27 protein-coding genes are annotated in these 25,330 nt (G+C 38.1%); 15 read left to right on the top strand and 12 right to left on the bottom strand.

The features are described from left to right. Positions 1 to 52 precede the first annotated feature (52 nt). Positions 53 to 1,768 carry a proline--tRNA ligase gene (locus tag C502_RS0105515; protein WP_018677852.1) on the top strand — a complete coding sequence of 572 codons (1,716 nt, stop codon included), beginning with the start codon at positions 53 to 55 and terminating at the stop codon, positions 1,766 to 1,768. 55 nt (positions 1,769 to 1,823) lie between these two features. Here C502_RS0105515 and C502_RS0105510 read toward each other — a convergent pair whose 3' ends face one another. From C502_RS0105510 to C502_RS0105490, 5 genes are all read right to left on the bottom strand, one after another. Next, a complete protein-coding gene (locus C502_RS0105510; protein WP_018677851.1) occupies positions 1,824 to 2,159 on the bottom strand; it encodes a YegP family protein in 336 nt (111 codons plus the stop codon). Between the two features lie 150 nt (positions 2,160 to 2,309). After that, positions 2,310 to 2,654, bottom strand: a complete 345-nt coding sequence (locus C502_RS0105505) for a zinc ribbon domain-containing protein YjdM (protein ID WP_018677850.1) — start codon at positions 2,652 to 2,654, stop codon at positions 2,310 to 2,312. A 70-nt stretch (positions 2,655 to 2,724) separates the two neighbouring features. Next, positions 2,725 to 3,099 carry a DUF488 domain-containing protein gene (locus C502_RS0105500; RefSeq protein WP_018677849.1) on the bottom strand — a complete coding sequence of 125 codons (375 nt, stop codon included), beginning with the start codon at positions 3,097 to 3,099 and terminating at the stop codon, positions 2,725 to 2,727. Positions 3,100 to 3,124: 25 nt separating this feature from the next. Then, a complete protein-coding gene (locus C502_RS0105495; protein ID WP_018677848.1) occupies positions 3,125 to 3,463 on the bottom strand; it encodes a DUF2004 domain-containing protein in 339 nt (112 codons plus the stop codon). Positions 3,464 to 3,541: 78 nt separating this feature from the next. After that, the gene (locus C502_RS0105490) at positions 3,542 to 3,994 is read right to left on the bottom strand and encodes an SRPBCC family protein (RefSeq protein ID WP_409360629.1); all 453 of its coding nucleotides are present in this window, start codon (positions 3,992 to 3,994) and stop codon (positions 3,542 to 3,544) included. 180 nt (positions 3,995 to 4,174) lie between these two features. On the opposite strand from C502_RS0105490, the gene ygfZ reads away from it, so the two are divergent. The 4 genes from ygfZ (at position 4,175) to C502_RS0105470 (ending at position 7,380) form a co-directional block, all read left to right on the top strand. Then, positions 4,175 to 4,897 carry a CAF17-like 4Fe-4S cluster assembly/insertion protein YgfZ gene (ygfZ, locus tag C502_RS0105485; RefSeq protein WP_018677846.1) on the top strand — a complete coding sequence of 241 codons (723 nt, stop codon included), beginning with the start codon at positions 4,175 to 4,177 and terminating at the stop codon, positions 4,895 to 4,897. A gap of 327 nt (positions 4,898 to 5,224) precedes the next feature. Beyond that, positions 5,225 to 5,548 carry a low molecular weight protein tyrosine phosphatase family protein gene (locus C502_RS0105480; protein WP_026315749.1) on the top strand — a complete coding sequence of 108 codons (324 nt, stop codon included), beginning with the start codon at positions 5,225 to 5,227 and terminating at the stop codon, positions 5,546 to 5,548. 67 nt (positions 5,549 to 5,615) lie between these two features. Further along, a complete protein-coding gene (locus tag C502_RS0105475) occupies positions 5,616 to 6,347 on the top strand; it encodes a DsbC family protein (protein ID WP_081401094.1) in 732 nt (243 codons plus the stop codon). A gap of 226 nt (positions 6,348 to 6,573) precedes the next feature. Then, complete coding sequence (locus tag C502_RS0105470; RefSeq protein ID WP_026315748.1) at positions 6,574 to 7,380, top strand: tetratricopeptide repeat protein; 807 nt, start codon at positions 6,574 to 6,576, stop codon at positions 7,378 to 7,380. A 45-nt stretch (positions 7,381 to 7,425) separates the two neighbouring features. Here C502_RS0105470 and C502_RS0105465 read toward each other — a convergent pair whose 3' ends face one another. Then, on the bottom strand, positions 7,426 to 9,555 hold the full coding sequence (locus tag C502_RS0105465) for a TonB-dependent receptor (RefSeq protein ID WP_018677842.1): 2,130 nt from the start codon (positions 9,553 to 9,555) through the stop codon (positions 7,426 to 7,428). 210 nt (positions 9,556 to 9,765) lie between these two features. On the opposite strand from C502_RS0105465, the gene mutM reads away from it, so the two are divergent. Next, positions 9,766 to 10,587, top strand: a complete 822-nt coding sequence (gene mutM / locus C502_RS0105455) for a bifunctional DNA-formamidopyrimidine glycosylase/DNA-(apurinic or apyrimidinic site) lyase (protein ID WP_018677840.1) — start codon at positions 9,766 to 9,768, stop codon at positions 10,585 to 10,587. Between the two features lie 33 nt (positions 10,588 to 10,620). Next, on the top strand, positions 10,621 to 10,911 hold the full coding sequence (locus tag C502_RS19355) for a peptidylprolyl isomerase (protein WP_018677839.1): 291 nt from the start codon (positions 10,621 to 10,623) through the stop codon (positions 10,909 to 10,911). A 43-nt stretch (positions 10,912 to 10,954) separates the two neighbouring features. On the opposite strand, the gene C502_RS0105445 is transcribed toward C502_RS19355, so the two are convergent. The 3 genes from C502_RS0105445 to typA all read right to left on the bottom strand — a co-directional run bounded on the left by C502_RS0105445 (position 10,955) and on the right by typA (position 13,954). Continuing rightward, complete coding sequence (locus C502_RS0105445; RefSeq protein WP_023274722.1) at positions 10,955 to 11,293, bottom strand: gamma-glutamylcyclotransferase family protein; 339 nt, start codon at positions 11,291 to 11,293, stop codon at positions 10,955 to 10,957. Between the two features lie 148 nt (positions 11,294 to 11,441). Next, complete coding sequence (gene mscL / locus C502_RS0105440) at positions 11,442 to 11,870, bottom strand: large conductance mechanosensitive channel protein MscL (RefSeq protein WP_018677837.1); 429 nt, start codon at positions 11,868 to 11,870, stop codon at positions 11,442 to 11,444. Between the two features lie 248 nt (positions 11,871 to 12,118). Further along, complete coding sequence (typA, locus tag C502_RS0105435; RefSeq protein ID WP_018677836.1) at positions 12,119 to 13,954, bottom strand: translational GTPase TypA; 1,836 nt, start codon at positions 13,952 to 13,954, stop codon at positions 12,119 to 12,121. 178 nt (positions 13,955 to 14,132) lie between these two features. On the opposite strand from typA, the gene C502_RS0105430 reads away from it, so the two are divergent. From C502_RS0105430 to C502_RS19235, 5 genes are all read left to right on the top strand, one after another. Continuing rightward, positions 14,133 to 15,491 (top strand): uracil-xanthine permease family protein, encoded by a 1,359-nt coding sequence (locus C502_RS0105430; protein ID WP_018677835.1) that lies wholly within the window; start codon positions 14,133 to 14,135, stop codon positions 15,489 to 15,491. 62 nt (positions 15,492 to 15,553) lie between these two features. After that, positions 15,554 to 16,579: a methyltransferase gene (locus C502_RS0105425; protein WP_018677834.1), complete on the top strand. Its 1,026-nt coding sequence runs from the start codon at positions 15,554 to 15,556 to the stop codon at positions 16,577 to 16,579. Positions 16,580 to 16,857: 278 nt separating this feature from the next. Further along, positions 16,858 to 18,315, top strand: a complete 1,458-nt coding sequence (locus C502_RS0105420) for an amino acid permease (protein WP_018677833.1) — start codon at positions 16,858 to 16,860, stop codon at positions 18,313 to 18,315. Positions 18,316 to 18,570: 255 nt separating this feature from the next. Next, on the top strand, positions 18,571 to 19,776 hold the full coding sequence (locus tag C502_RS0105415; RefSeq protein WP_018677832.1) for an RtcB family protein: 1,206 nt from the start codon (positions 18,571 to 18,573) through the stop codon (positions 19,774 to 19,776). Between the two features lie 4 nt (positions 19,777 to 19,780). Next, positions 19,781 to 19,939 (top strand): hypothetical protein, encoded by a 159-nt coding sequence (locus tag C502_RS19235; protein ID WP_018677831.1) that lies wholly within the window; start codon positions 19,781 to 19,783, stop codon positions 19,937 to 19,939. Between the two features lie 145 nt (positions 19,940 to 20,084). On the opposite strand, the gene omp38 is transcribed toward C502_RS19235, so the two are convergent. Then, entirely contained in the window at positions 20,085 to 21,134 is a 1,050-nt protein-coding gene (gene omp38 / locus C502_RS0105405; protein WP_018677830.1) for an outer membrane protein Omp38, read from the bottom strand. Between the two features lie 387 nt (positions 21,135 to 21,521). On the opposite strand from omp38, the gene C502_RS0105400 reads away from it, so the two are divergent. The 3 genes from C502_RS0105400 to C502_RS0105390 all read left to right on the top strand — a co-directional run bounded on the left by C502_RS0105400 (position 21,522) and on the right by C502_RS0105390 (position 23,903). Further along, on the top strand, positions 21,522 to 22,034 hold the full coding sequence (locus C502_RS0105400) for a GspH/FimT family pseudopilin (protein ID WP_018677829.1): 513 nt from the start codon (positions 21,522 to 21,524) through the stop codon (positions 22,032 to 22,034). 111 nt (positions 22,035 to 22,145) lie between these two features. Further along, positions 22,146 to 23,321 carry a thiolase family protein gene (locus tag C502_RS0105395; protein ID WP_018677828.1) on the top strand — a complete coding sequence of 392 codons (1,176 nt, stop codon included), beginning with the start codon at positions 22,146 to 22,148 and terminating at the stop codon, positions 23,319 to 23,321. 135 nt (positions 23,322 to 23,456) lie between these two features. Continuing rightward, the gene (locus C502_RS0105390) at positions 23,457 to 23,903 is read left to right on the top strand and encodes a VOC family protein (protein ID WP_018677827.1); all 447 of its coding nucleotides are present in this window, start codon (positions 23,457 to 23,459) and stop codon (positions 23,901 to 23,903) included. 53 nt (positions 23,904 to 23,956) lie between these two features. On the opposite strand, the gene C502_RS19455 is transcribed toward C502_RS0105390, so the two are convergent. Further along, entirely contained in the window at positions 23,957 to 24,418 is a 462-nt protein-coding gene (locus C502_RS19455; RefSeq protein WP_018677826.1) for a hypothetical protein, read from the bottom strand. Between the two features lie 99 nt (positions 24,419 to 24,517). Then, positions 24,518 to 25,312, bottom strand: a complete 795-nt coding sequence (locus C502_RS19450; RefSeq protein ID WP_018677825.1) for a hypothetical protein — start codon at positions 25,310 to 25,312, stop codon at positions 24,518 to 24,520. Positions 25,313 to 25,330: the final 18 nt, after the last annotated feature.

Raw genomic sequence — 25,330 nt, 5'->3', positions numbered from 1 at the left:
GTTCATTATTGTAGCCATATTTTAGTTAACATTTAACTTTAGGATAGTTTCCATGCGCGCAAGCCGCTTTTTATTTGCAACGTTGAGAGAAACCCCAAATGATGCTGAAGTCATTTCACATCAGCTCATGTTACGTGCGGGGATGATTCGTAAACTAGCTTCTGGCTTATACTCTTGGTTGCCCACAGGAACACGTGTTTTAAAGAAAGTAGATGCGATTGTTCGTGAAGAAATGAACCGTTCAGGTGCATTAGAAGTTTTCATGCCAGTCACCCAACCTGCTGCACTTTGGGAAGAATCTGGTCGTTTTGAACAATACGGTCCAGAATTATTGCGCTTTAAAGATCGCCATACAAATGACTTTGTACTCGGTCCAACACACGAAGAAGTAATTACAGACTTAGCCCGTAATGAACTCAAAAGTTATAAACAATTACCATTGAACTTTTATCAAATTCAGACCAAATTCCGCGATGAAATTCGTCCACGTTTTGGCGTAATGCGCTCACGTGAATTCATCATGAAAGATGCGTATTCTTTCCATGCAAATCAAGCATCATTACAAGAAACGTATGATGTAATGTACGAAACTTATAGCCGTATCTTTACACGTCTTGGTCTAGATTTCCGCCCTGTACAAGCAGATACAGGTTCTATCGGCGGTTCAGCATCACATGAGTTCCATGTGCTTGCAGCAAGTGGTGAAGATGACATCGCCTTCTCAACTGAGTCGGACTTTGCAGCAAACGTTGAAATGGCTGAAGCTGTTTTGACAGGCGAGCGCGCTGAAGCAACACAAACACTCACTTTAGTCGATACACCGAATCAAAAAACAATTGCGGATGTTTGCCAGTTCTTAAATACTGATGCAAAACAATCTGTAAAAGCACTCTTGGTTCAAGGTCAAACCGATGAAAAGGGTCACACACCTGTTGTTGCCCTTTTCTTACGTGGTGATCATGAACTCAATGAGATTAAAGCTGAAAAACACCCATTGATTGCAGCACCATTAGTCTTTGCAACTGAAGAACAACTACAACAGCACGGTTTAACTGCTGGTTTCTGTGGTCCTCAAGGACTTGTTGAAAAAGGTTTAACCGTCATTGTAGATCGCGCTGCATCAGTTTTATCTGACTTTGTTGCTGGGGCTAATGAAGTCGACAAGCATGCAACAGGTGTGAATTGGGATCGTGATGCAACATTCACTGAAGTATTTGATCTTCGTAATGTGGTTGAAGGTGATCCTTCTCCAGATGGTAAAGGTACGATTTTAATCAAACGTGGTATCGAAGTAGGACATATCTTCCAGTTAGGTACAAAATATTCAGAAGCGCTAGGCTGTAAAGTACTTGGTGAAGATGGCAAACCATTTACGGTAACCATGGGCTGCTATGGTATTGGTGTAACACGTGTGGTTGCAGCTGCAATTGAGCAAAACTTTGATGACAAAGGTATTATTTGGCCTCAAGCGATCGCACCGTTTGATGTTGCGATTGTGCCAATGAATGCGCACAAATCACCTCGTACACTTGAAGCTGCTGAGGTGCTATATGCTGAACTACAAGCACAGGGTTATGATGTATTACTTGATGATCGTAACGAACGTCCAGGCGTAAAATTTTCCGACTTAGAATTGATGGGTATTCCTCATCGAATCGTCATTGGTGAGAAAGGTTTGGATGCTGGTACTTTCGAGTACAAAGGTCGTCGTGATGCTGAAGCAAGTAATCTAAATAAAGAGGAATTAGCAGCGAAACTCACACGCTAATCTAAACTTTTGATGTAAAAAAGCCGTTTTAATTCAAACGGCTTTTTATTAAAATTTAGATAGTTAAATCCTTAATTACTTCTGAAGGCCCATTATTTTTTACCGATTCAACCCCTTTATCACGAGATTGTTCACTTGAGTACAATTGGCTTGCACCAATCACCTGATGATTGGCAGCTTTCAAATTAAAATAAGGTTTTTCATTTTTTGAAGTTAATCGTTCATAACGTGCATCGTCTGGACTATTTTTTTGAACTGAAGCAATACCATTCAATGCTGCTGCCTTCGTTTTATATAATTCACTATTTAAAATTGATTCCCCATTACCTGCTTTTAAAACAAAGCGAAATTGACCATCACTTGCTAAACTTATTTCAAACCATCCAGCCATAAGAACCTCTATTATTTAGATTAATATTTTGTTATCTACTCAATATAGATCAGCCTAGAGTTTGATTTGGCTATTTTTTGTTCATTTTTAGTAATATAGTTATTTATTAAAAAAGGAGCATTTGCATGCTCCTTATCGAAATAGATTAGGTTAAACTTTTTTGACAAATTCAGATTTGAGTTTCATTGCACCCACCCCATCAATTTTGCAATCAATATTGTGACCATCACTTGCATCAGGAACTAAACGAATTGTTTTGACTTTTGTACCTACTTTCACAACCGAGGAAGAACCTTTAATTTTCAAATCTTTGATCACTGTTACACTATCGCCATCAACCAAAACATTACCATTTACATCTTTAATAATGTCCTGTACTTCTGCTGCTATGTTTTCCCCATCTTTCCACTCATGTGAACATTCAGGACAAATAAGTAATTCACCATCTTGATATGTATATTCTGATTGGCATTGTGGGCAATTTGGCAAAGACATAAAAAAATCTCAAAAATCCTATTATCGTCGATCAGTGCTTTTTTTCAAAGTTTCCCTTAAATAGAAAATTTCAAGCCTTTATCTCTTTTATCTCTTTTATCTCTTTTCCAAGCAAATAGTTTTCAAGAACTAAAGCATGATTGAGTTCAGGGTCTTTTGCGGCATAAATCAGTGTTAATTGCCCATGCTTTGCAATTTCTCTTAACTCACTGATATGCGGGTTATCTTTAAGTTCTTGATAATAACCATGCTGGAAAGCAAGCCAATACTCAGCCTTATGACAAAACTCTTTTCTCAGCTCAGTGGAGGGTGCTATTTCTTTGAGCCATAAATCTAAATGTGCACGTTCTTTGGAAATTCCTCTGGGCCACAAGCGATCAACGAGCACACGTTTACCATCAGCTTTTGTAACAGGATCATAAATTCGTTTAATTGCGATGTGCACTTTATTCTCCTCTAGTTATAAAAGTTCAGCTCTCCATTGAAATATCAATGACCTGCCCTTTTTCATTAAAACTAACGCAAATAACATAATTGGTAATTTCATCAGGTAAAGTAAAATCTAACATGTCATAACTTTCCAAACCTCCATCATCCCACTGATAATCAAGCACCAATAATGCTAAAACCTGTAATAGAGTAGGCGTTGATATACCACAGTGTTTTTTCCAATAGCTTGGTTCAATTTCCTCTAGATGATGCTGAATAAACAGCTCTACACTATCTTCAGCTTGTTGATTTTCTAAAGCTTTATACATAGCGATACGTGCAAGTTGTTCTCGCTCTTCAATAATTACTTGCACAGACATATACATCCCCAAATAAATTATGATTAAAACTGTTTTTATTTTTCTAGTTACTTTTACGTTGGACTTGATGCCATTGTTTTATTCATCTGGAATTTCTGCTTGAATAAGCAATCCCAACAAATAAAGCGACTCTTGCCAACCCAAATAGCATGCCTCAACAGGAATTACATCAGGTATTCCCTCTTGAGTAATATTGATTTCTGTACCGACTACAACTGGCTTTAATTCAATTGTGACTTGAATATCACCAGATAAATTAGGATCATCAAATTTATCTGTATAACGCAGTCGCTCATTTGCAGTGATTTCAACATAAGTTCCGCCAAATGAATGTGTCTGCCCAGTTGAGAAATTGGTAAATGACATTTTATACGTGCCACCCACCTGTGGATCTAAATGGTGAATTTTTGCAGTAAAACCATGTGGCGGCAACCATTTAACTAATGCATCGGGATCTAGAAAAGCTTTAAAAACACGTGCAGGCGGCGCATTAAATACTCGATGTAATCGTACTGTACCGGTCATTATTATTCTCCAGTATGGTTATTTTTTATTCACCACCATATCATAACGATTAATACAACGATTGCTATACTTTTGATCACTCATTTGAGTACGAATATCGAAAATCTAAAGCTGCTTTTTTGTAGAAAATGGCGCAAAATAGCCTTCCATATTTTAGTGATTAGAACGCAGCTTTAGGATTGATCTATGAGTCAGCTTGCTTTTACTGCTTTTAGCTTAAATGGTGTAGATGCACAAAAATTTTTACAAGGTCAGGTCACTATTCATGTTGAACGCTTATCTGAAAATGAGAGTCGCTATACAGCTATTTGTGATTTAAAAGGGCGTATTCATTTTGGTCTATGGATTAAAAAGTTAAATCCTGAGAGTTTTGAGCTTGTTACTGTACAAGACCAAGCAGAAGAATTTTCCAAACATATTAAAAAGTTTGGTGCTTTCTCCAAAATGAAATTAGATGAAATTGGTTCAGTCTATCCAACTGTAGTTGGTATTCAAACCGAATTTTCTTCAACAGAGACTGACATCCATATCTGGCAAGTACAAGCCATTCAGTCAGGACAGGCTTGGATTACACATACAACTGAACATCTATTTCAACCACAAGAATTACGCCTGCATCAGCGTGATGGTGTACATTTTGATAAGGGTTGTTATTTGGGTCAGGAAATTGTGGCACGTCTTTGGTTTAAAGCAAAGCCTAAACATTGGCTGCATTTGATCCAAGCAAAAGATGTTGCTCCTGCCCCTGCAACCCAACTGAATAAAGATGTTGAAGTCGTGAATAGTATTGCATTTGAAGATGGTTATCTTGCACTTGTGATTGCTAAACCTGCTGCTTTAGAACAACTCAGTGTTGCTGTTTTGGATTTACCAGAAGTATTAAATGGTGATGTAGCACGACCAAGCTAAGTCTTTGTAAAAATCGACTTTAATTTTATATTCAAGACTCATGTGTTATCTTGGTTGCTAAACCTAATTAACTCATGAGTTTTTTATAATAGCTGATGTATCAGAACAACGTACTAAAGTATCACCACGTAAACAAGAATTTCTTATTTCGAAGTCGAGATATTGTAGACATATAACACTTTTATGAGAGCCTCCAAAGAAATCGAAATATTTATATACGCAGTAAATCAAACTTGCCCAGACTAAACAATTAGGAATCGAATATCCTCATCTTTCTAAAACTCAATATTTAGCTGACGCTCATTTCAACTCTTGGATTTTTTGACACTGAACATTCTCTTTATTTGCAGTCGTAATCAATGGCGTAGTCCAACAGCTGAACGTCTATTCGCTCAAGGATATGGTCTTCATACCCGTTCAGCTGGTACAAGTCGTCATGCTAAACATACAATTTCATTAAAAGACATTGCGTGGGCTGAGCAAATTTTTGTAATGGAAAATCGACACAAGCAACAAATCAAAGAAAAATTCTCCAAGCAGCTCATGCATAAAAAAATATTTGTACTCGATATTCCTGATGAATATCAATATATGGATGATGAACTGATCGAGTTACTTCAATTGGCGATGCAGCCCTATTTAAAAGTTTAACTCAAGTTCTTGTCGAAAATGCAAATGAGGGGTATTGTTCGACTATTCTCAACAATATCTCTCTCCAATGAAAATAATGATCAAAACTTGGCTTTCTGCTTTAACGCTCGGTCTTTTAAGTTTACAAACAGTTCATGCTGATAGCAAAATACTAGAACAAAATTTCAAACAAAATTATCCAGATATTCCCGTGACCTCCGTAAGCCAATCTCCTTTAGCAGGAATTTATGAAGTCTATGTAGGGGGCAAAATTATCTATACCGATGAAAATGCAAAATACCTTTTGTTTGGCAATTTACTTGATGTAAAAAATCAAAAAAATCTGACTGAAGACCGTATTGCTGAACTCAATAAAATTGATGTCAAGCAACTCCCTCTCAATCAAGCAATTAAATATGTAAAAGGCAAAGGTGAACGTATGTTATACGTTTTTACCGACCCAGATTGTCCTTATTGTCAAAAACTTGAACAGCACATGACATCAGTTGATAACGTCACGGTGTATTTATTCTTGTTTCCTTTAAAAAAACTTCATCCTCAAGCTGAAATAGTAGCAAATAAAATTTGGTGTGCTAAAAATCAATATGAAGCTTGGGAAGACTATATGTTGCATCAGAAATTAACCCAAAATTCAGGAACATGTGACACACCTATACAGAAAAACCTAATATTAGGGCAAAATTTACAGATTAGTGGAACCCCAACGATGTTCTTAGAAAATGGTATGCGACTCTCTGGACTACCACAAGATGCTCAGCAAATGGAGCAATTTCTACAAGAAGCACATACGAAAAAATAATGGATAATAAATGGATGGTTTGTGATTTTCACTCCTCAAACCATCCACGACATAATAATTTGATTTAAAATGTTTTATTTTATATAACCGTTAAGTATCAATCTTGTATTTAAGCAAGATTTATACAAACTCGTTATTTACATTTTTCACCAAACTTTTATGATTATGCTGTTAAATACTGCGACACAATGGATTGAAGCAGGCCTACATGAAAGGAAAAATTCAGATGAAAAAATTACTCATCGCCAGTCTAATTCTTGCTATAAGTCATTCAATATTTGCCGCAGACAATAAAACCATAGCAAAACCAGATGTGTTTGCAAAAGCAACACAACTCTACGAAGCAAAAAACTACCCTGCTGCTTTTCAAGAAATGCAACGCCTAGCTGAGGCTGGTAACGCACAAGCAATTTATAATTTAGGTTATATGACCCAAGTTGGTCAAGGCACGGCAAAAGATGAAAAAAAAGCCGTACACTATTATCAAGAAGCATCTAATAAACGATTTGCTAAAGCTAGTTATACCTTAGCTCAGGCGTACCATAATGCCGATTTAGGAATTACTAAAGATTCGCAAAAATACAAAGAATATTTAGATAAAGCATCTAATCAGGGTTCAGAGGATGCGATTGTTGAAAGTGCCAATCTATTATTTCGACAAGGTAAACCTGAATACGATCAATTAGCAGTGCAAAAGTTACTCCCATTACTTAGGAAAGATTATTCCCCAGCTATACACCTTAAAGCGATCTACGATTTAAGCGTTGGTGTAAAAAATGACAATCCATTGATGAAACATCAAGCTGTTGAAAGTTTGCAATCTTTAGCGAAGAAAGGCTACCCACCCTCTCTTATGGTTTTAGCAAATATGCTGGCTAATGGTGGCATGGTAGATCAAGATCTTGAACAGGCTAAAAATATTTTTACTCGCCTAGCCGCAGCAAACTATCCAAATGCCAAAGAATCCCTAGCTAAAGTTGAAGAAGCAATTGCTGCAAAAAAAGCAGCTTCGGCAAAACCAAGTAAAAAATAAAAGAAGAAACAGCACTTTATCTTTTAAAGTGCTGCTTTCGTTTCTTTAGAATTGCTTGGTTAATTTAATCCCAGCACTCCAATTGCGTCCATCCGCAGGTTCAAAGAACCGACTATTGCTATCATTGACAATCACAGAGCCTGCATAGTTTTTATCAAATAAATTATCAACACGAGCAAAACCGTTAAAGCCCCAATCTACATATTTCCACATATACCCAGTATAAACGGAAGCGACCGTATAGCTTGCGGCAGTATCACTATTGATGTCATCAACGTAGACCTTATCGATATACTCTGCATCAACACCTGCATAGAACCCCTGTTCGGGTTTCCATGCTAAACCAAGAAAAGCTTGGTTCTTTGCGATACCAGGAATTGTATTGCCCTTTTGGACAGCCTTTACTGTTCCAACAGCCGGAATAGCAGCATCAAATTTAGCATCTAGATAACCATAACTTGTATTCATCTCTAGGTCTTTCCAGAACTTTTTATTCCAAGCAAATTCAATACCTTTACGTAAGGTCTTATCCGCATTTCGGAAGGTTGAACGTCCATTAGAAGTTCCAGCAGACACAATATCATCTTTGGTACTGCTCTGAAAAACAGCGAAAGTAAAATTACCTAACTGGTTTTGGGATTTTAATCCAATTTCATAATTATTGCTTTGTGATGGCTTCAAGCCAAAGTTAAAGCCTGTAATTTTCGAATCAGCATTGTAAGCCATCTCTGTAAATGTTGGCGTTTCAAAGCCTTTGGCATAACTGGTATAAGCCAATAGCTCAGGTAAAATTTGCCAACTTAAAGTTGCTGATGGCAAGACTTTATTGTAATCCGTTTTATCACTGTCATTACCATTGCTTAAATAGTGATCTTTAGATTTGTAATGGACATTGCTATAACGAACGCCACTATCTAAACGCCACGTGGGTAAAAACTGCCATGAAGCTTGTAAATATGGATCAACATTCCACAGGGTATTGTTTTCATCGCGACGCAATGCCCCTTTTAGACCATAAGATGGCTTCCCGTTGACTAAATTAAAGTTCTCATAACCTTGACGATCTTCATCCATCGTATCGACTGCAAGCCCTGCACTGAACGTCGTGTTCGGCAACAGTTCTTTTCCTGTCCAACGGAAATCAGCACCATAATAATTACGTTCAAAATCGATCACCCCACCCGCATGATTTGGGTTAACCTGAGCTGATTGAGGAATAGATTGATATTGGGTCACCTGACGACTGCCCAAATAAGCCATTGCATACAACTCATGCTGATCATTTATCGGCTTAGACCAAGTCACACCCGTTTGAGTTTGTTCAATATCTTTACGAACGTCATATACATTATTCGCATCGTTTACTTGACGTGGATTTTGTTGCCACTGTGTTCTATTTAATCCTTGTGGATCATCCGCATGAATCTTGACATAGTTAGTGACCCAATTGATTTTACTGCCATCATCCAAATTCCACGTAAGTTTCGCATTATTTAATATTTTTTCTGCACGACTGTGGTCACGATAGCCATCGGTATCAAAATAAGATGAACTGATGATATAGCTTGGTTCATTTTGATTTTTCGCACCACCCTGTAAAACCAAACCTGCACGATTTTTATTATGGCTACCACCCGCATAACTCATTTCAATTGAGTCTTTGCCTTGCCCTTCTTTTGTCGTCGCTAATACAACTCCACCCGATGAGTTACCATATAAAGAAGAGAATGGGCCTGTTAATACTTCAAGATGACTCAAACCGCTTAAATCAATATTCGAAGTTTGTCCCTGACCATCTGGCATGGTTGCAGGAATACCATCCGTATATAAACGAATACCTCGAACACCAAAAGTGGAACGCGCACCAAAACCACGCATAGAAAGCTGCAAGTCTTGAGCGTAATTTTCTCGATTACGCAATTGAACACTTGGAATGCCTTTAACCACTTCAGTTAAATTAACCTGTGCGGATTGATCATTTTTAGGCATATCTACCCTAAAAATTGATGCAGGTGTTTCCATAGATGTCGTATTGGTACGAGTGGCTTCAACTTTTATCGTTGGAAGCTGTATTGCTTGTTCTACATTAGATTCAGCAGCCCAAACAAAGGAATTACTCAATCCCATACTTATTACAATACAACCGTACAAAAGGTTAATTTTGGGTGAAAACATGAAAATTCCTTATTTCACAAAATTTGAGGAGCTAATTTTTCTTAATGTACATGTTTTCTTATTTTATAATCTGATTACATATTTAACCTTAGCTAAAAAAACCAAAATGACACTTAATCATAATTTGTAAATAAAATTAAACACCTTCATCATTGCAAGTTAGAAATTTACCCTCATTGTATTGTCGTTGAAACAACTTGAGCTCACGCGATGCCCGAACTTCCTGAAGTTGAAACCACAAAAACCAGCCTATTTCCTCTTTTACAACAACGCGTTCAAGCAGTGAAAGTACGGAATGCAAGCCTGCGTTGGCCAATTCCCAATGATCTTGAAAAACTGGTCGGGCAACGTTTAACCGAACTTAAACGTCGCTCTAAATATATCTTGGCAGAATTTGAGCAAGACCACATGCTTTGGCATTTAGGTATGTCTGGTAGTTTTCGCCTATGCCAACCCAATGATGAACTCAAAAAGCATGATCACCTCATCATCGACTTCGAAGATCAGCAACTCCGTTATCATGATCCACGTCGCTTTGGATGTATTTTATGGCTAGATCAACAGAGTCAAAGCAAACTAATTGATACGCTTGGCCCTGAGCCACTCAGTGCAGATTTTAATGCGAGCTATCTCTTAGACAAATTGAATAAGAAAAATGTCGGCATCAAAATTGCTTTAATGGATAATCATGTCGTGGTTGGTGTGGGCAATATTTATGCAACTGAAAGCTTATTCAATATTGGTGTCCATCCTGCACAACCTGCTTCAACCTTAACTCCACAACAGGTGGAGAAACTCGTTATTGAAGTGAAACGTATTTTAAAACAAGCCATTGAATTAGGTGGCTCGACTTTACGTGACTATAGCAATGCAATCGGTGAAAATGGTTATTTCCAACAGACACTTTTGGCCTATGGTCGTGCTGGAGAAATGTGTGTCAACTGCGAAACCACATTAGAGAACTTGAAGTTAGGTCAACGTGCCAGTGTGTTCTGTCCACAATGCCAACCATTAAAGTTAAATAAAGTTTAGACGAATTCAAATCTATTGAAGGAAAGCAACATCATGCAAACTGCAATTGTTCGACATATTTTAGTGAAAGATAAAGATTTAGCAGAACAGTTAAAAAAGCGGATTCAGTCTGGTGCAGATTTTGCCAAAATTGCCAAACAGTATTCAACTTGTAACTCAGCCAAACGTGGTGGTGAGCTAGGTGAAGTAAAAAAAGGACAGCTTGTTCCTGTCATTGATAAACTGGTCTTTACTGCGGCAGAACGTGTTTTACATGGCCCGATCAAAAGCCAATTCGGTTTTCATTTACTTGAGGTGAAGTTCCGTATGGATAGCTTAAGATAAGATTTGAGCTTAAAGATGTTTAAGCTCATGCATCTCACCCCAATCATTTTGATTCCTGTGGCTTCATCACATAAGTCCATGCATCTGTTTTTTCACCAGACTCTAAAATAACCTCAACAGAAATACGTTTGTATTGAAATCCCTCAAAGTCATCTAACATTTGCCAGTTTTGTTCTAATTTTTCAGTGATAAATAAATAGCCATCAACCAAAGGATCTTGTTCATTTAGAACAATTGCAGGTAAACCTTGATCAGGCCCCCAATCTAAAATATGAATTGTGCCGTGTACCGATGCTTTTTGCCAATCTCCACCGATTCCACCCAAAATATGCGCATTTTCTCGATTTGGACAAAGTGTGCCATAGACAAATAGTTGGTTCATGATTGCTGTTCCATTCAAATATGCACAATATTTTAAAGTCAAATCATGCAATTTTCCATGTAAAAGCTTGCGTTCCAAATATGGAATTATCTATTTCCAATAAAAAAACGGCATTCAAAATACCGTTTTAGTTCAAAGTGATTTGACTTTATTTTTTCAAAGAATCACGAATTTCACGTAACAATTGAATATCTTCTGGTGTAGCCGCTGGTGCTGCTGGCGCAGCTTCCTCTTGTTTACGCATACGATTCATCACTTTAACCATGAGGAAAACAACCCATGCCAAGATAATAAAGTTAATAAAGATCGTTAAGAAGTTACCATAGGTCAAAACATTAACCCCAGCTTTGGTTAGCTCAGCCAAAGACTGTAAATTATTTGGGTTATCCCCCAAAACAATAAATTTCTGTGTGAAATCAACACCACCACCTGTAATAACTGAAATAAGTGGCATGATGATATCTTTCACCAAGGAATCAATGATTTTCCCAAAAGCACCACCAATAATGACACCAATTGCTAAATCCATCATATTGCCTTTAATGGCAAATTCCTTAAATTCTTGAATAATACTCATCTATAATTCTCCAGAGTTGAACTTGGTTGCATCCTGTTTTTGCATTCTTTATTACACAGTTGCAGCGATCCACATAATGTTGATAATTTAATATTTTTACAAAAAAAAGAAAGTTATTTCACACTTTAACAACATTTTTTATTTTAATAAAAAATATGAATTTAAGCATGAATCCTTCCGTTATTTTATGCAATAAAAAAAACCGCTAAATAAATTTAGCGGTTTTTTCATTTTTCAGTGATGAAAAATTATTTACCACGATTACGTTTACGATCATTTTCAGTCAAATGACGTTTACGAATACGAATCGATTTAGGTGTTACTTCAACTAACTCATCATCTTCAATGAATTCAAGCGCTTGTTCAAGCGTATATTCCATTGCAGGTGTTAAAGTCAAGGCTTCATCAGTACCTGATGCACGCACGTTGGTTAACTGTTTTGCTTTAGTTGGGTTAACTGTCATATCATCTGAACGAGAGTTAATACCAATAATCATACCTTCATAAACTTCTAACTGTGGTTTAGCAAATAGACGACCACGGTCTTGAAGTGTGAACAGTGCATAGCCCAAGCACACGCCTTGAACCATAGAGATCAATACACCGTTTTGACGCTTCGCAACAGTACCTTGTTTAGCAGGACCGTAATGCGAGAAGCTTGATGTCATGATCCCTGTACCAGAAGTCATGGTTAAGAATTCTGAACGGAATCCAATCAAACCACGTGAAGGTACAGTTGCTTCAATACGGATACGGCCTTTACCGTCAACTTCCATATTGGTCATCTCGCCTTTACGGAAGCCCATTTGCTCCATTACAGCACCTTGATGTTGATCTTCAACATCAAATGTTACGTTTTCGTATGGTTCTTGCTTCTCGCCATCAATTTCTTTCATGATTACTTGTGGACGAGAAACACCCATCTCAAAGCCTTCACGACGCATTGTTTCAATCAATACTGAAAGATGAAGTTCACCACGACCAGAAACTTTGAAACGGTCAGGACTGTCAGTATCTTCAACGCGTAATGCTACGTTATGAATCAACTCACGCTCTAAACGTTCACGAATATTACGTGAAGTTACAAATTTACCTTCTTTACCAGCAAACGGTGAGTTGTTTACTTGGAATGTCATCGAAACTGTAGGTTCATCTACAGACAATGGTGGTAAAGCTTCAACTGCTTTCGGATCACAAATTGTGTCAGAAATATTGAGTGCATCGATACCTGTGATACATACGATATCACCAGCATTCGCTTCTTCAACATCGATACGCTCTAAACCGTGGTAACCCATGATTTTTAAGATACGACCGTTACGTGTCTTACCTTCTTTATCAATTACAGTCACTTGCGTGTTTAATTTTACTGAACCACGTTGAATACGACCAACACCGATTACACCAACGAAACTGTTATAGTCAAGTGATGAAATTTGCATTTGGAAAGTACCATCAACATCAACTGCTGGTGGTTCAACGATATCGACGATCGTTTGGAACAATGGTGTCATATCTTCAGCAAGCTCTTCTGGAGAAGGACCTGCAACACCACGTAAACCAGATGCATAAACAATTGGGAAATCCAATTGTTCATCAGTTGCACCAAGGTTATCAAATAAATCAAATACTTGATCAATAACCCAGTCACAACGTGCACTTGGCTTATCAACTTTATTAATAATTACGATTGGCTTCAAACCACGTGCGAACGCTTTTTGCGTTACGAAACGAGTTTGTGGCATTGGGCCTTCTTGTGAATCCACAAGAAGCAATACACAGTCAACCATTGACATTACACGTTCAACTTCACCACCGAAGTCGGCGTGTCCAGGGGTGTCTACAATATTGATGCGGTATTCAGTGTTTGTACGTGCATCTAACCATTTGATTGCAGTGTTTTTTGCAAGAATGGTAATACCACGTTCAGACTCAAGCGCGTTAGAATCCATAACACGTTCAATCTCGCCTGCGCGATCACCAAGAGCACCTGATTGTTGTAAAAGTTTGTCTACAAGAGTCGTTTTACCATGATCGACGTGCGCAATAATGGCAATGTTACGGAGAGTTTTAATATCTGACATGTAAAATTCGATACGCTTTAAATTTGAGGGCAAATTATACAGAAAAATACTAAACTTTAGTAGTGACAGTTTATTGACAGAGCACTTTTTTTCTGACGAACTGTCACAGAATCGTTGGTAAAGCAGGCTAACTCTATTAGAATATTCCACTATTGCTTATCGCTTTTCTTATACTCCCATGTCGAATTCTCAACATCAACAACAGCTTGATCTCGTCTACGGACTAAATGATCGTCCAAAACCGTTCATCGCATTTTTAGCTGCTTTACAACATCTTTTAGCGATTTTAGTCCCAATTGTCACTCCTGGCTTACTCATTTGCTTAGCACTTGGCGTATCTCGTGAAGATACCAATATGATTTTATCGATGTCTCTGATCATCTCAGGAATTGCAACCTTTTTACAGTGTAAAAAAGTTGGTCCTTTCGGTGCAGGACTGCTCATTGTTCAAGGGACAAGTTTTAATTTTATCGGTCCAATCATTGGTATTGGTAGTGCTATGGTTGCGACAGGTACACCTGTTGAGCAAGTGATGGCAGCCATTTTTGGTGTCGTAATTGCAGGTTCATTTATTGAAATGGGCGTGTCTCGAATTTTACCTTGGGTAAAACAACTTATTACACCACTTGTTACAGGAATTGTCGTTCTATTAATTGGTTTAACACTGATTAAAGAAGGTCTGATTAGCATGGGAGGCGGTTATATGGCCATGCAAGATCATACTTTTGCCAATACGGACAATCTCATCATGTCCTGTACAGTGTTGGCAGTCATTATTTTGTTGAATCGTGTTCAAATTATTTGGGTGAAAAGTTCAGCAATTTTAATCGCATTGGTGATTGGTTATATTCTTGCTGGCTTTATGGGTCATTTAAACTTTTCCGTATTGCACGATGCGCCTTTAATCCAAATTCCAACGCCAATGCATTTTGGACTTAGCTTCTCTTGGAGCTTGTTCATTCCAATGGCATTCATCTATCTCGTCACTTCACTCGAAGCGATTGGTGATGTCACAGCAACCAGTAAGATTTCAAATCAGCCTGTCGATGGCCCAGTGTGGATGCAACGAATTAAAGGTGGTGTACTGGTAAATGGTGCAAACTCTTTGCTAGCGGGTATTTTCAATACCTTCCCAAGTTCTGTATTTGCACAAAATAATGGTGTGATTCAACTGACTGGTGTTGCAAGTCGTTATGTCGGGATATGGATTGCGGTCTTGCTGATTATTTTAGGTCTCTTCCCTGCTGTTGCTGCCGTGATTCAGGCTGTTCCTCAAGCGGTACTGGGTGGTGCGGTAATGGTGATGTTTGGTGCGGTGGCTGCATCTGGAATTAATATTCTTTCAAGTATCCATTTAGATCGTCGTGCTTTGCTAATTATTGCAATTTCACTTGCATTGGGTTTAGGTGTGGCTCAAGTACCACAAATTCTTGAGCATCTTCCTGAATTATTCAAAAACATTTTCAGCTCAGGTGTTGCAACAGGAGGTATTGCTGCATTGATTTTAAATGTTGTTTTACCTGAAACGCAAAAATAGTCTTTTAACCATCGTAATTGCCCAGTTTCACCACTGGGCTTTGTTTTTGATGAGAGATCAAAATGGATCCACGTAGTGAAGTTGTTATACGACAACAAGATTATTTAAATGGGCAAGTTTTACTGATTAATGCGCCTAACGATCAACTCGCCAAAAATTTACCTAGCCAAGTGCAAGCCTCTGTCTGGACTTGGAGTTATGCTGATCATCAAAGTTTTCAAAGTGCTGGTATAAACTCACATTTTTCGGTGGAGTTTCCACAAGCAAGTTTTGATCAGGTCGTTATTTTCGTTCCCAAATCTAAAGAACTATTGAACTATATTCTACATGTCGTGGTTAGCCAGTTAACACTAGGTCAAAGCGTATTTTTAGTGGGTGAAAAAAAAGGCGGTGTTGAACGTGCTGCAAAACAACTGCTGCAATATGGCAAAGCTTTCAAAATTGATAGCGCACGTCACTGCCAATTTTGGCACATGAAAATTGAAAAGACAGAAATACACAAACCACTTGACCATTGGTTAAAAAACTATATTGTGCAAGTCAATCAACAACAGTTAGAAATCTGTGCTTTACCAGGTGTATTTAGTCAAGATCATTTAGATGTCGGAACAGCTGTGCTGCTCCCTTACCTGAGCCAAGTAAAATCAGGTAAGATTGCCGACTTTGGTTGCGGTGCTGGGATTATTAGTGCTTATTTAGCCAAACTCAATCCAAACCAGCACATTTTTGCACTTGATGTTGATGCATTTGCATTACGGTCAACTGAGTTCACTTTTCAAAAAAATGATCTGAACTTAGCACAGCTACATCTACAGCCTGTCACTGGTTTTGTTGATGCACCTAAAGATTTAGATGCCATCGTGAGTAATCCACCTTTTCATCAAGGCATTCATACCAATTACGATGCAAGTGAAGAACTCTGCCAATTGGCGAAAAAGCATCTGAAAAGTTCAGGTGAACTATGGATCGTGGCGAATCGTTTTCTAAATTATCCGCCTCTGATTGAGCAAAGCTTTGGTCAATGTCTTGTGAAGGCAGATCAACAGGGATTCAAAGTGTTATATGCCTGTGCAAACAGGGTCAGCTGATACTTTATCTATGGTTGCGGCAGAGAATATTTTTAGGCGGTATAAGGCATGATTGATGAAATTTAGTGATTCTAAATGAGTCAGCCATAACGCTATAGCGGCAAAAAATATTCCTGCCCCCGAAGGGTTATGGTTGAAATTCCCTCACTCTTCGTTATGAAACTTAGTAATAGAGTCGCTATTACTTTCGTTTCATGCCTTGATTGATGAAATTTCAGCCTATAACGCAACCCAGATATAAAGTGTCAACAGACCCTTATACAGTTTAAGGAATTTTTATGAGCGATACATCTGCTCCTCAACACCTTCAGCGTCAGCTCGGAGCACGTCACCTGAATATGATTGCCATTGGCGGATCAATTGGTACAGGCTTATTCCTTGCTTCAGGTTCAACAATCGCAACAGCCGGTCCTGGTGGTGCATTATTGGCCTATGCTCTCATCGGGATCATGATCTATTTCTTGATGACCAGTCTCGGTGAGTTAGCAACACATAATCCAACCTCAGGTGCATTCTTCACCTATGGCAGTCGTTATGTCGAAGATGGTTTTGGTTTCGCCTTAGGCTGGAACTATTGGTATAACTGGGCAATCACCGTTGCTTTTGAATTGGTCGCAGTTCAGTTCATCATGAAATTCTGGTTCCCAGATATTCCTGGGTTTTACTGGAGTGCAATCTTCCTCGCCATTATTTTTGCGATTAATGCGTTGACGGTAAAAGGCTTTGGTGAAAGTGAATTCTTATTTTCTTTGATTAAAGTAATTGCAATCATTGTGTTTATCATCATCGGTATCTGGATGATTGCTAAAATCATGATGACACCCAATGTCTCAACTTTTCAACATTGGCATTATAAAGATGCGCCGTTTGTAGGTGGCTTACAAGCCCTCATCGGTGTTGCCATGATTGCAGGTTTCTCCTTCCAAGGGACTGAGATGGTCGGTGTTGCGGCAGGTGAATCTAAAGATCCGAAAAAGACCATTCCTTTAGCCATTAAACAAATCTTCTGGCGTATTTTACTGTTCTATATCTTGTGTATTTTTATCATTGGTACATTGGTCAGCTATGATGATCCACTGCTATTAAAAGCTGCACAAAGTGAAGATATTGCACTCTCACCATTTACCTTACTGTATGAAAAAGCAGGCTTTGCCTTTGCTGCAAGCTTGATGAATGCCGTTATTCTGAGTGCAATTTTATCTGCGGGTAACTCTGGGATGTACTCATCGACACGTATGCTGTTTGATATGGCAAAAGAAGGACGAGCGCCTAAATGGTTCTCAAAACTTGATGGTCGTGGCGTACCCATGAATGCACTCTATGCAACCACTGCCGTTGCTGCATTATGTTTTTTGACCACCTTTATCGGTGAGAAACAGGTGTTTAACTGGTTACTTAACATGTCAGGTATGTGTGGTTTTATCGTTTGGTTAGGAATTGCAATTTCACATTACCGTTTCCGTAAAGGTTATATTGCTCAAGGTTATAAATTAGAAGATTTGGCTTACCGTGCCAAGTTTTTCCCATTTGCGCCGTGGTTTGCCTTTATTCTGTGTTCAATCATTATTTTAGGTCAAAACTATCAGGCGATTTTAGGTGGAAAAATTGACTGGTTAGGCTTAGTTTCAACTTATATCAGTATCCCATTATTTCTAGTGATTTGGTTGGGTTATAAATGGAAGTACAAAACCAAATTGATTGCGTATCAGGATATGAATGTGAAAGAAGGCGAATAAAAAGCCAAAAATTCACTTGACCCTAAGGCAAATATCAGTAAAATCAGCAGCTCATATTTTCAGCTGCACTATTATATAGGAGGATGACATCATGCCAGCACTACAAGGAACAACAACTTAAGGTTTGGCACTGTCGACTCACGGACAAGTGTACAAATCCAATCATCACTTGTCCGAATGCTCTATTTAACCTAGCATTCGCTAGGTTTTTTTATGCCTATTCGGACGCAATATTAAAATACCCGAGAAAAGAAAATGGGCATACAAAAAATACTTAATGCTGATGCTGAATATGGCGTTCCAGTGAAAATTTTCACGACTGATATTGATAGCGAAAGCATTGAACAGCTAAAAAAAATGGCACAACTGCAATTCGTTTATTCACATATCGCCGTGATGCCTGATGTACATGTCGGTAAAGGTGCGACCGTAGGCAGCGTCATTCCAACCAAACATGCCATTATTCCTGCTGCTGTCGGTGTTGATATTGGTTGCGGCATGAATGCAATTCGACTCAATCTCAAAGCATCACAGTTGCCAGATAATCTCGCACCTTTACGTCATGCAATTGAACGTAAAGTCCCTGTAGGTTTTGAGTTACATAAACAAATTAAGGCGAAAGCCTCAAGTATTATTCCACTGGAAAAACGCTTGCAACCCATCATCAAAAAGCATTCTGGACTGGTTCGGATGCTGCGAAAATTTGATGCAACATGGCAAAAACAACTGGGTACCTTAGGCGGTGGCAATCACTTTATCGAACTCTGCCTTGATGAAAACCAAGATGTTTGGGTCATGCTCCATTCAGGCAGCCGCGGCTTAGGCAATGTAATTGGGACTTATTTTATTGAATTGGCAAAGAAAGAAGCTCAACACCGTTTTGGACATGTGCCAGATAAAGATTTGAGCTATTTTGCTGAAGGTTCAAATAGCTTTGATGACTATGTTGAAGCAGTTGAATGGGCACAAGAATACGCTTTTGAAAATCGGCGTGAAATGATGCGCTTGATTTTAGAGGCTATTCGCCCTCTGCTTCCCCCCTTTCAAATGACCAAAGAAGCAATTAATTGCCACCACAATTATGTCAGTCGAGAAAATCATTTTGGTGAAGACCTTCTGATCACACGTAAAGGTGCAATTCGAGCAGGTTTGGATGAACTTGGAATTATTCCTGGCTCAATGGGGGCACGCTCTTATATCGTGAGAGGCAAAGCCAATCCCGAATCCTTTTGCTCATGTTCACATGGTGCAGGACGAAAAATGAGCCGTAGTAAAGCCAAATTACTCTTTGGTCAAGAGGATTTGATTCAGCAGACCCAAGGTATTGAATGCCGTAAAGACAGTGGTGTAATTGACGAAATACCAAGTGCATATAAAGATATTGATCAAGTCATGGCAAACCAATCAGATTTAATCGAAATCGTGCACACCCTTAAACAAGTTCTATGTATAAAAGGTTAAATAGATGAAACTTAAAGCAATGCCTAAAATCAAAGTCCGTAACCCTGTTGCTCTCTCCCCTTTACTACAAAGGGGAGGAGTTCATGAAACAGAAAAACCTAGAGCACAGCATCGTCGTGAAAGACAAAATGCTAAACAGCAACTTAAAAAAGAGCTTTGGTAATCTATAGCCAATACCAATTAAACATATACATCATATGATTTTTCAGGAGTAATCAAAATGTTTATATATTCAAATCATTCATATAAAAAAAGCGACTTTTACAAGTCGCTTTTTTTATTCAGTTCAAAAACTCAAATTACTGAGCTTATTGACCAGGTTGTACAAGAACAGTACGGCTACCAGTGATCGCAGCGAATACGCGACGGTTCATAGCACGACCTTCTTTAGTTTTGTTGTCAGCAATCGGTTGATCCCAAGCAAAACCTTGAGTAGTCAAACGAGATTCGTTAACGTTATATTCGTTAACAAGTGCTGATTTAACAGAGTTAGCACGAGCCAAAGATAAACGTTCGTTTAACTTACGTGGACCAGTGTTATCTGTGTGACCTTCAATACGAGCAGTCGCATTCGGGTATTCAGCCAATTTCTCAGCTACTTTAGCGATTTCAGACTTGTACTGTGGCTTGATGTCAGACTTGTTCGTATCAAAGAATACGCGAAGTTCCATGTTAAGGTCTTCAGTCAACTCTTGTGGTTGAGGCGCAACTGGCGTTGGCTCAACTGGAGCAACTTCCACAACTGGAGCAGCAGGTTTCAAATGACCACCAAGAACCACATTTAAACCAGCAAGCGCTGTATAGTTCCAGAAATCTTCATCGATGTTATAAGTACCACGAGCTTCTGTACGAAGAGATAAAGCATCATTTAAGCGCCAGAAAACACCAGCACCAGCATTACCTAAAGTACCTTCTTCTTTCAGACCACGACCAGCACGACCTAATTGAGCATCAGTAGCATCGCTAAATGTGTATTTGTAGTGACCAGCACCTAACAATACATAAGGCTTAATTTTGCTATCGTAATTTTTAGTGATTAAATCAGAAGTAACATAGAAGTTACCATTGATTTGTTGTTGCTTGTATTCAGAGTTTGGAGCAGAGCTATCAACATCACCTTTAACTTGGTTATATTCAGCTTCAAAACCTAACCATGGTGTTAATTCAACACCAAGAGCAGCGCCAACGAATAAATCGTCTTGTAACTCACCACCGTTTGTTAAATTTTCAGTGCTGTTGTTGTGCTTAGAATCTTGAAATGTGTAACCAAGCATTAATGGAGTAACTGTTACACCCGCATTAGCAGCAGCTAAAGGAGCAGCAACAAGCATAGCAAGTGCAATACGACTCAATTTCATGGATATCCTCCAGAGATAACAATTGTTTGTTGTTCAAGCTTAGCCTATGATTTTTGGCCCTGTGAACATAAAATGTCTACAGTATTATTTTTAAGCTATTCACTTCACTTTGAATCATACAAACACTTGATGAATTTTCCAAGTGCTTGATAACTTTAACCTCGTAAATTATTGACAAAATTTCTTACAATTTCCGTTGTAGTTCAGTAAATTTTCAATTCAACTCTAAAGTCAGAATAGCTTATTGTTCGCTTTCTTCGATTTTAGCAGCATTTGCTCAATGAAGTAATCGTTAGTTTTTCCAATACTAAACTTAATTCAATAAATACAGTAATTACTTAACACTTTGTTAATAAAAAAATTACAGAATTAGATTAAAGGTAAAAAATGTCTAAATTTTTAGGATTCACAATCAGTGAGTTAGTCACTGTTATTGCCATTTGCGCAATCATTCTCTGTCTTGGTTTGCCCTATTTCAATGACACAATGATTTCAAATGAAGTAAATCAACTCAAAAGAATACTCACAATTCATATACAAAAAGCTAAATCTGATGCGCAAATTTATCACAAAAATGTGACTTTGTGCGCAAGTTCTGATTTTATCAGTTGTCATAGTGATTGGAATAAGGGATTTATTGGTTTTCTTGATAACAACCGTAATCGACAAAGGGAATCAACAGAAACTCTTCTGTATGCAACGCCATTCCATCATCGATATGGAATATTAGACTGGAGAGGGACTCTACGCATAAACTCTCTAACATTTCAGAGTGATACAGGCTTACCAAGAGGTTCTAATGGGAGCTTTTTCTATTGTATGAATAACTCTAGCCATCATACACAAGTTATTCTCAGTAATATGGGGCAAATCCGCAGTCAGGAGATACCTTCTTGTTAAAAACTCTTCAGTCTAGCTTAAACGATGTAAAACACTTTATTCCCATGCTTTTTTTACTATACTGCATAGGTTTTGAACATTCTCTGCAAATTATAAGTCTGGAGACACACAATGACTGACATCGTAATTGTCAATGGCGCTCGTACAGCAATGGGCGGCTTCCAAGGCGCACTATCAAGCGCAACTGCACCAGAATTAGGTGCAATCACAATCAAAGAAGCAATTGCTCGTTCTGGTCTACAGCCAACTGACGTAGAAGAAGTGATCATGGGTTGTGTTTTACCAGCAGGTTTAAAACAAGGTCCAGCTCGCCAAGCAATGCGTAAAGCAGGTCTACCAGATTCTACTGGTGCAGTGACAATTAACAAGCTTTGTGGTTCAGGCATGAAAGCTGTGATGCAAGCAGCAGATATGATCAAAGCAGGCAGTGCTGAGATCGTCGTTGCGGGTGGTATGGAATCAATGACCAATGCCCCATACGTTTTACCTAAAGCGCGTGCGGGTTATCGCATGGGTCATGGTGAAATCAAAGATCATATGTTCCTTGATGGTCTAGAAGATGCAGAAACTGGTCGTTTGATGGGTTCATTTGCACAAGATATGGCGAACAAACGTAGCTATACGCGTGAGCAAATGGATGATTTTGCAATTCGTTCTTTACAACGTGCGCAAAAAGCGATCACTGAAGGCTACTTTAAAGATGAAATCGTTGCTGTAACTGTTTCTAGCCGCAAAGGTGATGTGATTGTTGATCAAGATGAACAACCTTTAAATGCAAAAATTGATAAAATTCCATCGCTAAAACCTGCTTTTGCAAAAGACGGTACAATTACTGCGGCAAATGCGAGTTCAATTTCTGATGGTGCATCTGCACTTGTATTAACCTCAAGTGATGTTGCTGCTCAACGTGGTTTACAGCCTTTAGCAAAAATCGTTGCAACGGCATCAAACTCTCAACATCCGTCTGAATTTACGATTGCTCCAGTAGGTGCAATTGAGAAAGCTTTGAAAAAAGCAGGTTGGGATGCACAAGATGTAGATCTTTGGGAGATTAACGAAGCATTTGCAATGGTAACGATGTGCCCAATTGATGATTTCAAATTAGATGCAGAAAAAGTAAATATCAATGGTGGTGCTTGTGCTCTTGGTCACCCTGTAGGTTCTACAGGTTCTCGTATCATCCTAACATTGATTCACGCACTTAAACGCACTGGCGGTAAAAAAGGTGTTGCGGCACTTTGTATCGGTGGTGGCGAAGCGACTGCTGTTGCGATTGAATTGATCTAAACATTAATTCGATTAACTGAAAATCCTGCCATGTGCAGGATTTTTTATTTTCAGAATTACAAAAAATAATGCACGCACAAGATAAATCCCGATAAGTTATGTTTTGTATAAAAAAACAACAAGGAGTTAATCACAATGCAGCTAAATCATTATTTAAATTTCAAAGGACAAACTGAGCAAGCATTTATCTTTTACCAATCCGTATTTGGTGGTGAGTTTGCAATCATGAGTCGCTATGGCGATATGCCACCTACTGAAGGCGTTACCTTATCTGAAGCAAATAAAAGTTTAATTTTGCATGTTTCATTACCCATCAATGAATTTACGGTGTTGATGGGATCAGATGTCAATGATCAATTCTGTGCTCCAAATAGCGTCTTCACTCAAGGCAATAATCATTATATTTCAATCAATGTTGAATATGATGAAACAGAAGCACGTCGTTTATTCAATCAACTTTCTGTGCATGGTCATATCGAAATGCAACTAGAAAAAACCTTTTGGGGCGCACTCTATGGGGCTTTTACTGATCAGTTTGGAATCAAATGGATGGTGAATTGTCAACTTGATGCAACGATTTAAAACACACCAAAGTTTTGATGCAATATGTCTCATATTGCATCATCTTCATCAAATTAACTAAAATACTTTTCTAACACTCTCTTCACATCCATCACATTAAAAATTTCAGGATACTTTTGCTCAAAGTTAGGAAGATGTTGTTTCATCTCATCCTTTTGCACAGCTGTCCAGCTTGGCGGATAGGTTTTATAGTGCAAATAATGCAAACGAGATTTGATTTGATCATCAAAATTCTGCCGCTCCTCTTCTGTCTGTACATATTTTTGTTGTGTGACAAACCAATAGACCTGATCCCATAAATCATAATTTTGGGTTAAATCAAGTCTTTGCTCAAATGAGATATCGGTTTTAAGTAATTGAAGGTACTGCTCTAATTCACCTAAAGTTGGTTGAGTTTCACTATACGCTTTTGCTTTAAAAAACTGCTGTGGTAATAACTTCTGCTCAGTCAATGCAAAATAATCTAAATACTGGTGAAATTGAATAAAGTTTTGTTTTAACGCATATAAAACCAAAGCATTCGCAATCGATTTAATTTCAATTTTTCCAACAATTTCAAAAAACTGTGCTTGTTCCCCTTTAAATAAAACCCATTGATATGCTCGAATTTTCGCCTATTGAGAACTGAGCAACGCAATCGGATGCTGATTAAAATAATTTCCAAAATCAAAATTCTGTTGTCTTAATGCAAAATAAGCATAATCCATCACAGATAAAAAACGACTATGCCATAACTCAATGATATCTTCGGGATTTAGAATTTTTCGTTGATATAGAACATCGAATAAATGATATTGCACATCTCTAAATTGGCTATGCTTTAATTCAAATAATAATTTTTGCGCTGATTCATTTTGAGTAATATGATCTAACCAAAATTTACGCACGATTTGATCTTTCGCAGCTTTAGATAATTCAAGCAATTTTTCTTGTTCAATCCATTGATATTTCACAATATAAATTGATAGTACACGAGGTAATTGACCTTGCTCAGAACTGACTGTGTGCTGCAAATAATCTGTATTTTCCGCGACGGTATTCAGTAATAAATTTTCAATTTCAGGGACAGTTCGTACACGTTGTTGTACTGCGGCAATTTGTAAAAAATGGTCTATACACAATTGAGCAAATTCAGGACGCTGACTCCAACGTTGAATATGCTGTGCTGCCAACTCTCGATTGATTTCTACATAATCACTTAAACGAAATAATAAGGCAGGAAACAATTCTTGTTCGTAGCAATCCTTTAAATGTTCTAATGTCCGTTGTCGTGCATAGCCATCATAATCTCTCAGTAACCATATCAACTCATCCAAACTCTTTCTAATAAATGGAATATCTACGATTTCTGGTTCAGGCTGAGGAATATTCGATATATGTATTTGTTCAAGTGCTTGGCGTTCTGCCAATATTTCGGCTGTATTTAT

Source organism: Acinetobacter tjernbergiae DSM 14971 = CIP 107465 (assembly GCF_000374425.1).
GTDB classification, from domain to species: Bacteria; Pseudomonadota; Gammaproteobacteria; order Pseudomonadales; family Moraxellaceae; genus Acinetobacter; species Acinetobacter tjernbergiae.
Note: the sequence above shows the minus strand (reverse complement) of the source record. Positions and strands in the feature narration are given on the sequence as shown.

Bases quoted from the DNA above. Each gene is read 5' to 3' on its own strand.
- C502_RS0105510 (WP_018677851.1), bottom strand. From the start codon at position 2,159: ATGGCTGGATGGTTTGAAATAAGTTTAGCAAGTGATGGTCAATTTCGC.
- C502_RS0105505 (WP_018677850.1), bottom strand. From the start codon at position 2,654: ATGTCTTTGCCAAATTGCCCACAATGCCAATCAGAATATACATATCAA.
- C502_RS19235 (WP_018677831.1), top strand. From the start codon at position 19,781: ATGAAACTTAAAGCAATGCCTAAAATCAAAGTCCGTAACCCTGTTGCT.
- C502_RS0105495 (WP_018677848.1), bottom strand. From the start codon at position 3,463: ATGTCTGTGCAAGTAATTATTGAAGAGCGAGAACAACTTGCACGTATC.
- ygfZ (WP_018677846.1), top strand. From the start codon at position 4,175: ATGAGTCAGCTTGCTTTTACTGCTTTTAGCTTAAATGGTGTAGATGCA.
- typA (WP_018677836.1), bottom strand. From the start codon at position 13,954: ATGTCAGATATTAAAACTCTCCGTAACATTGCCATTATTGCGCACGTC.
- mscL (WP_018677837.1), bottom strand. From the start codon at position 11,870: ATGAGTATTATTCAAGAATTTAAGGAATTTGCCATTAAAGGCAATATG.
- C502_RS0105475 (WP_081401094.1), top strand. From the start codon at position 5,616: ATGAAAATAATGATCAAAACTTGGCTTTCTGCTTTAACGCTCGGTCTT.
- C502_RS0105420 (WP_018677833.1), top strand. From the start codon at position 16,858: ATGAGCGATACATCTGCTCCTCAACACCTTCAGCGTCAGCTCGGAGCA.
- C502_RS19355 (WP_018677839.1), top strand. From the start codon at position 10,621: ATGCAAACTGCAATTGTTCGACATATTTTAGTGAAAGATAAAGATTTA.
- C502_RS0105430 (WP_018677835.1), top strand. From the start codon at position 14,133: ATGTCGAATTCTCAACATCAACAACAGCTTGATCTCGTCTACGGACTA.
- C502_RS0105445 (WP_023274722.1), bottom strand. From the start codon at position 11,293: ATGAACCAACTATTTGTCTATGGCACACTTTGTCCAAATCGAGAAAAT.
- C502_RS0105470 (WP_026315748.1), top strand. From the start codon at position 6,574: ATGAAAAAATTACTCATCGCCAGTCTAATTCTTGCTATAAGTCATTCA.
- C502_RS0105415 (WP_018677832.1), top strand. From the start codon at position 18,571: ATGGGCATACAAAAAATACTTAATGCTGATGCTGAATATGGCGTTCCA.
- C502_RS0105395 (WP_018677828.1), top strand. From the start codon at position 22,146: ATGACTGACATCGTAATTGTCAATGGCGCTCGTACAGCAATGGGCGGC.
- mutM (WP_018677840.1), top strand. From the start codon at position 9,766: ATGCCCGAACTTCCTGAAGTTGAAACCACAAAAACCAGCCTATTTCCT.
- omp38 (WP_018677830.1), bottom strand. From the start codon at position 21,134: ATGAAATTGAGTCGTATTGCACTTGCTATGCTTGTTGCTGCTCCTTTA.
- C502_RS0105400 (WP_018677829.1), top strand. From the start codon at position 21,522: ATGTCTAAATTTTTAGGATTCACAATCAGTGAGTTAGTCACTGTTATT.
- C502_RS0105515 (WP_018677852.1), top strand. From the start codon at position 53: ATGCGCGCAAGCCGCTTTTTATTTGCAACGTTGAGAGAAACCCCAAAT.
- C502_RS0105390 (WP_018677827.1), top strand. From the start codon at position 23,457: ATGCAGCTAAATCATTATTTAAATTTCAAAGGACAAACTGAGCAAGCA.
- C502_RS0105425 (WP_018677834.1), top strand. From the start codon at position 15,554: ATGGATCCACGTAGTGAAGTTGTTATACGACAACAAGATTATTTAAAT.
- C502_RS0105465 (WP_018677842.1), bottom strand. From the start codon at position 9,555: ATGTTTTCACCCAAAATTAACCTTTTGTACGGTTGTATTGTAATAAGT.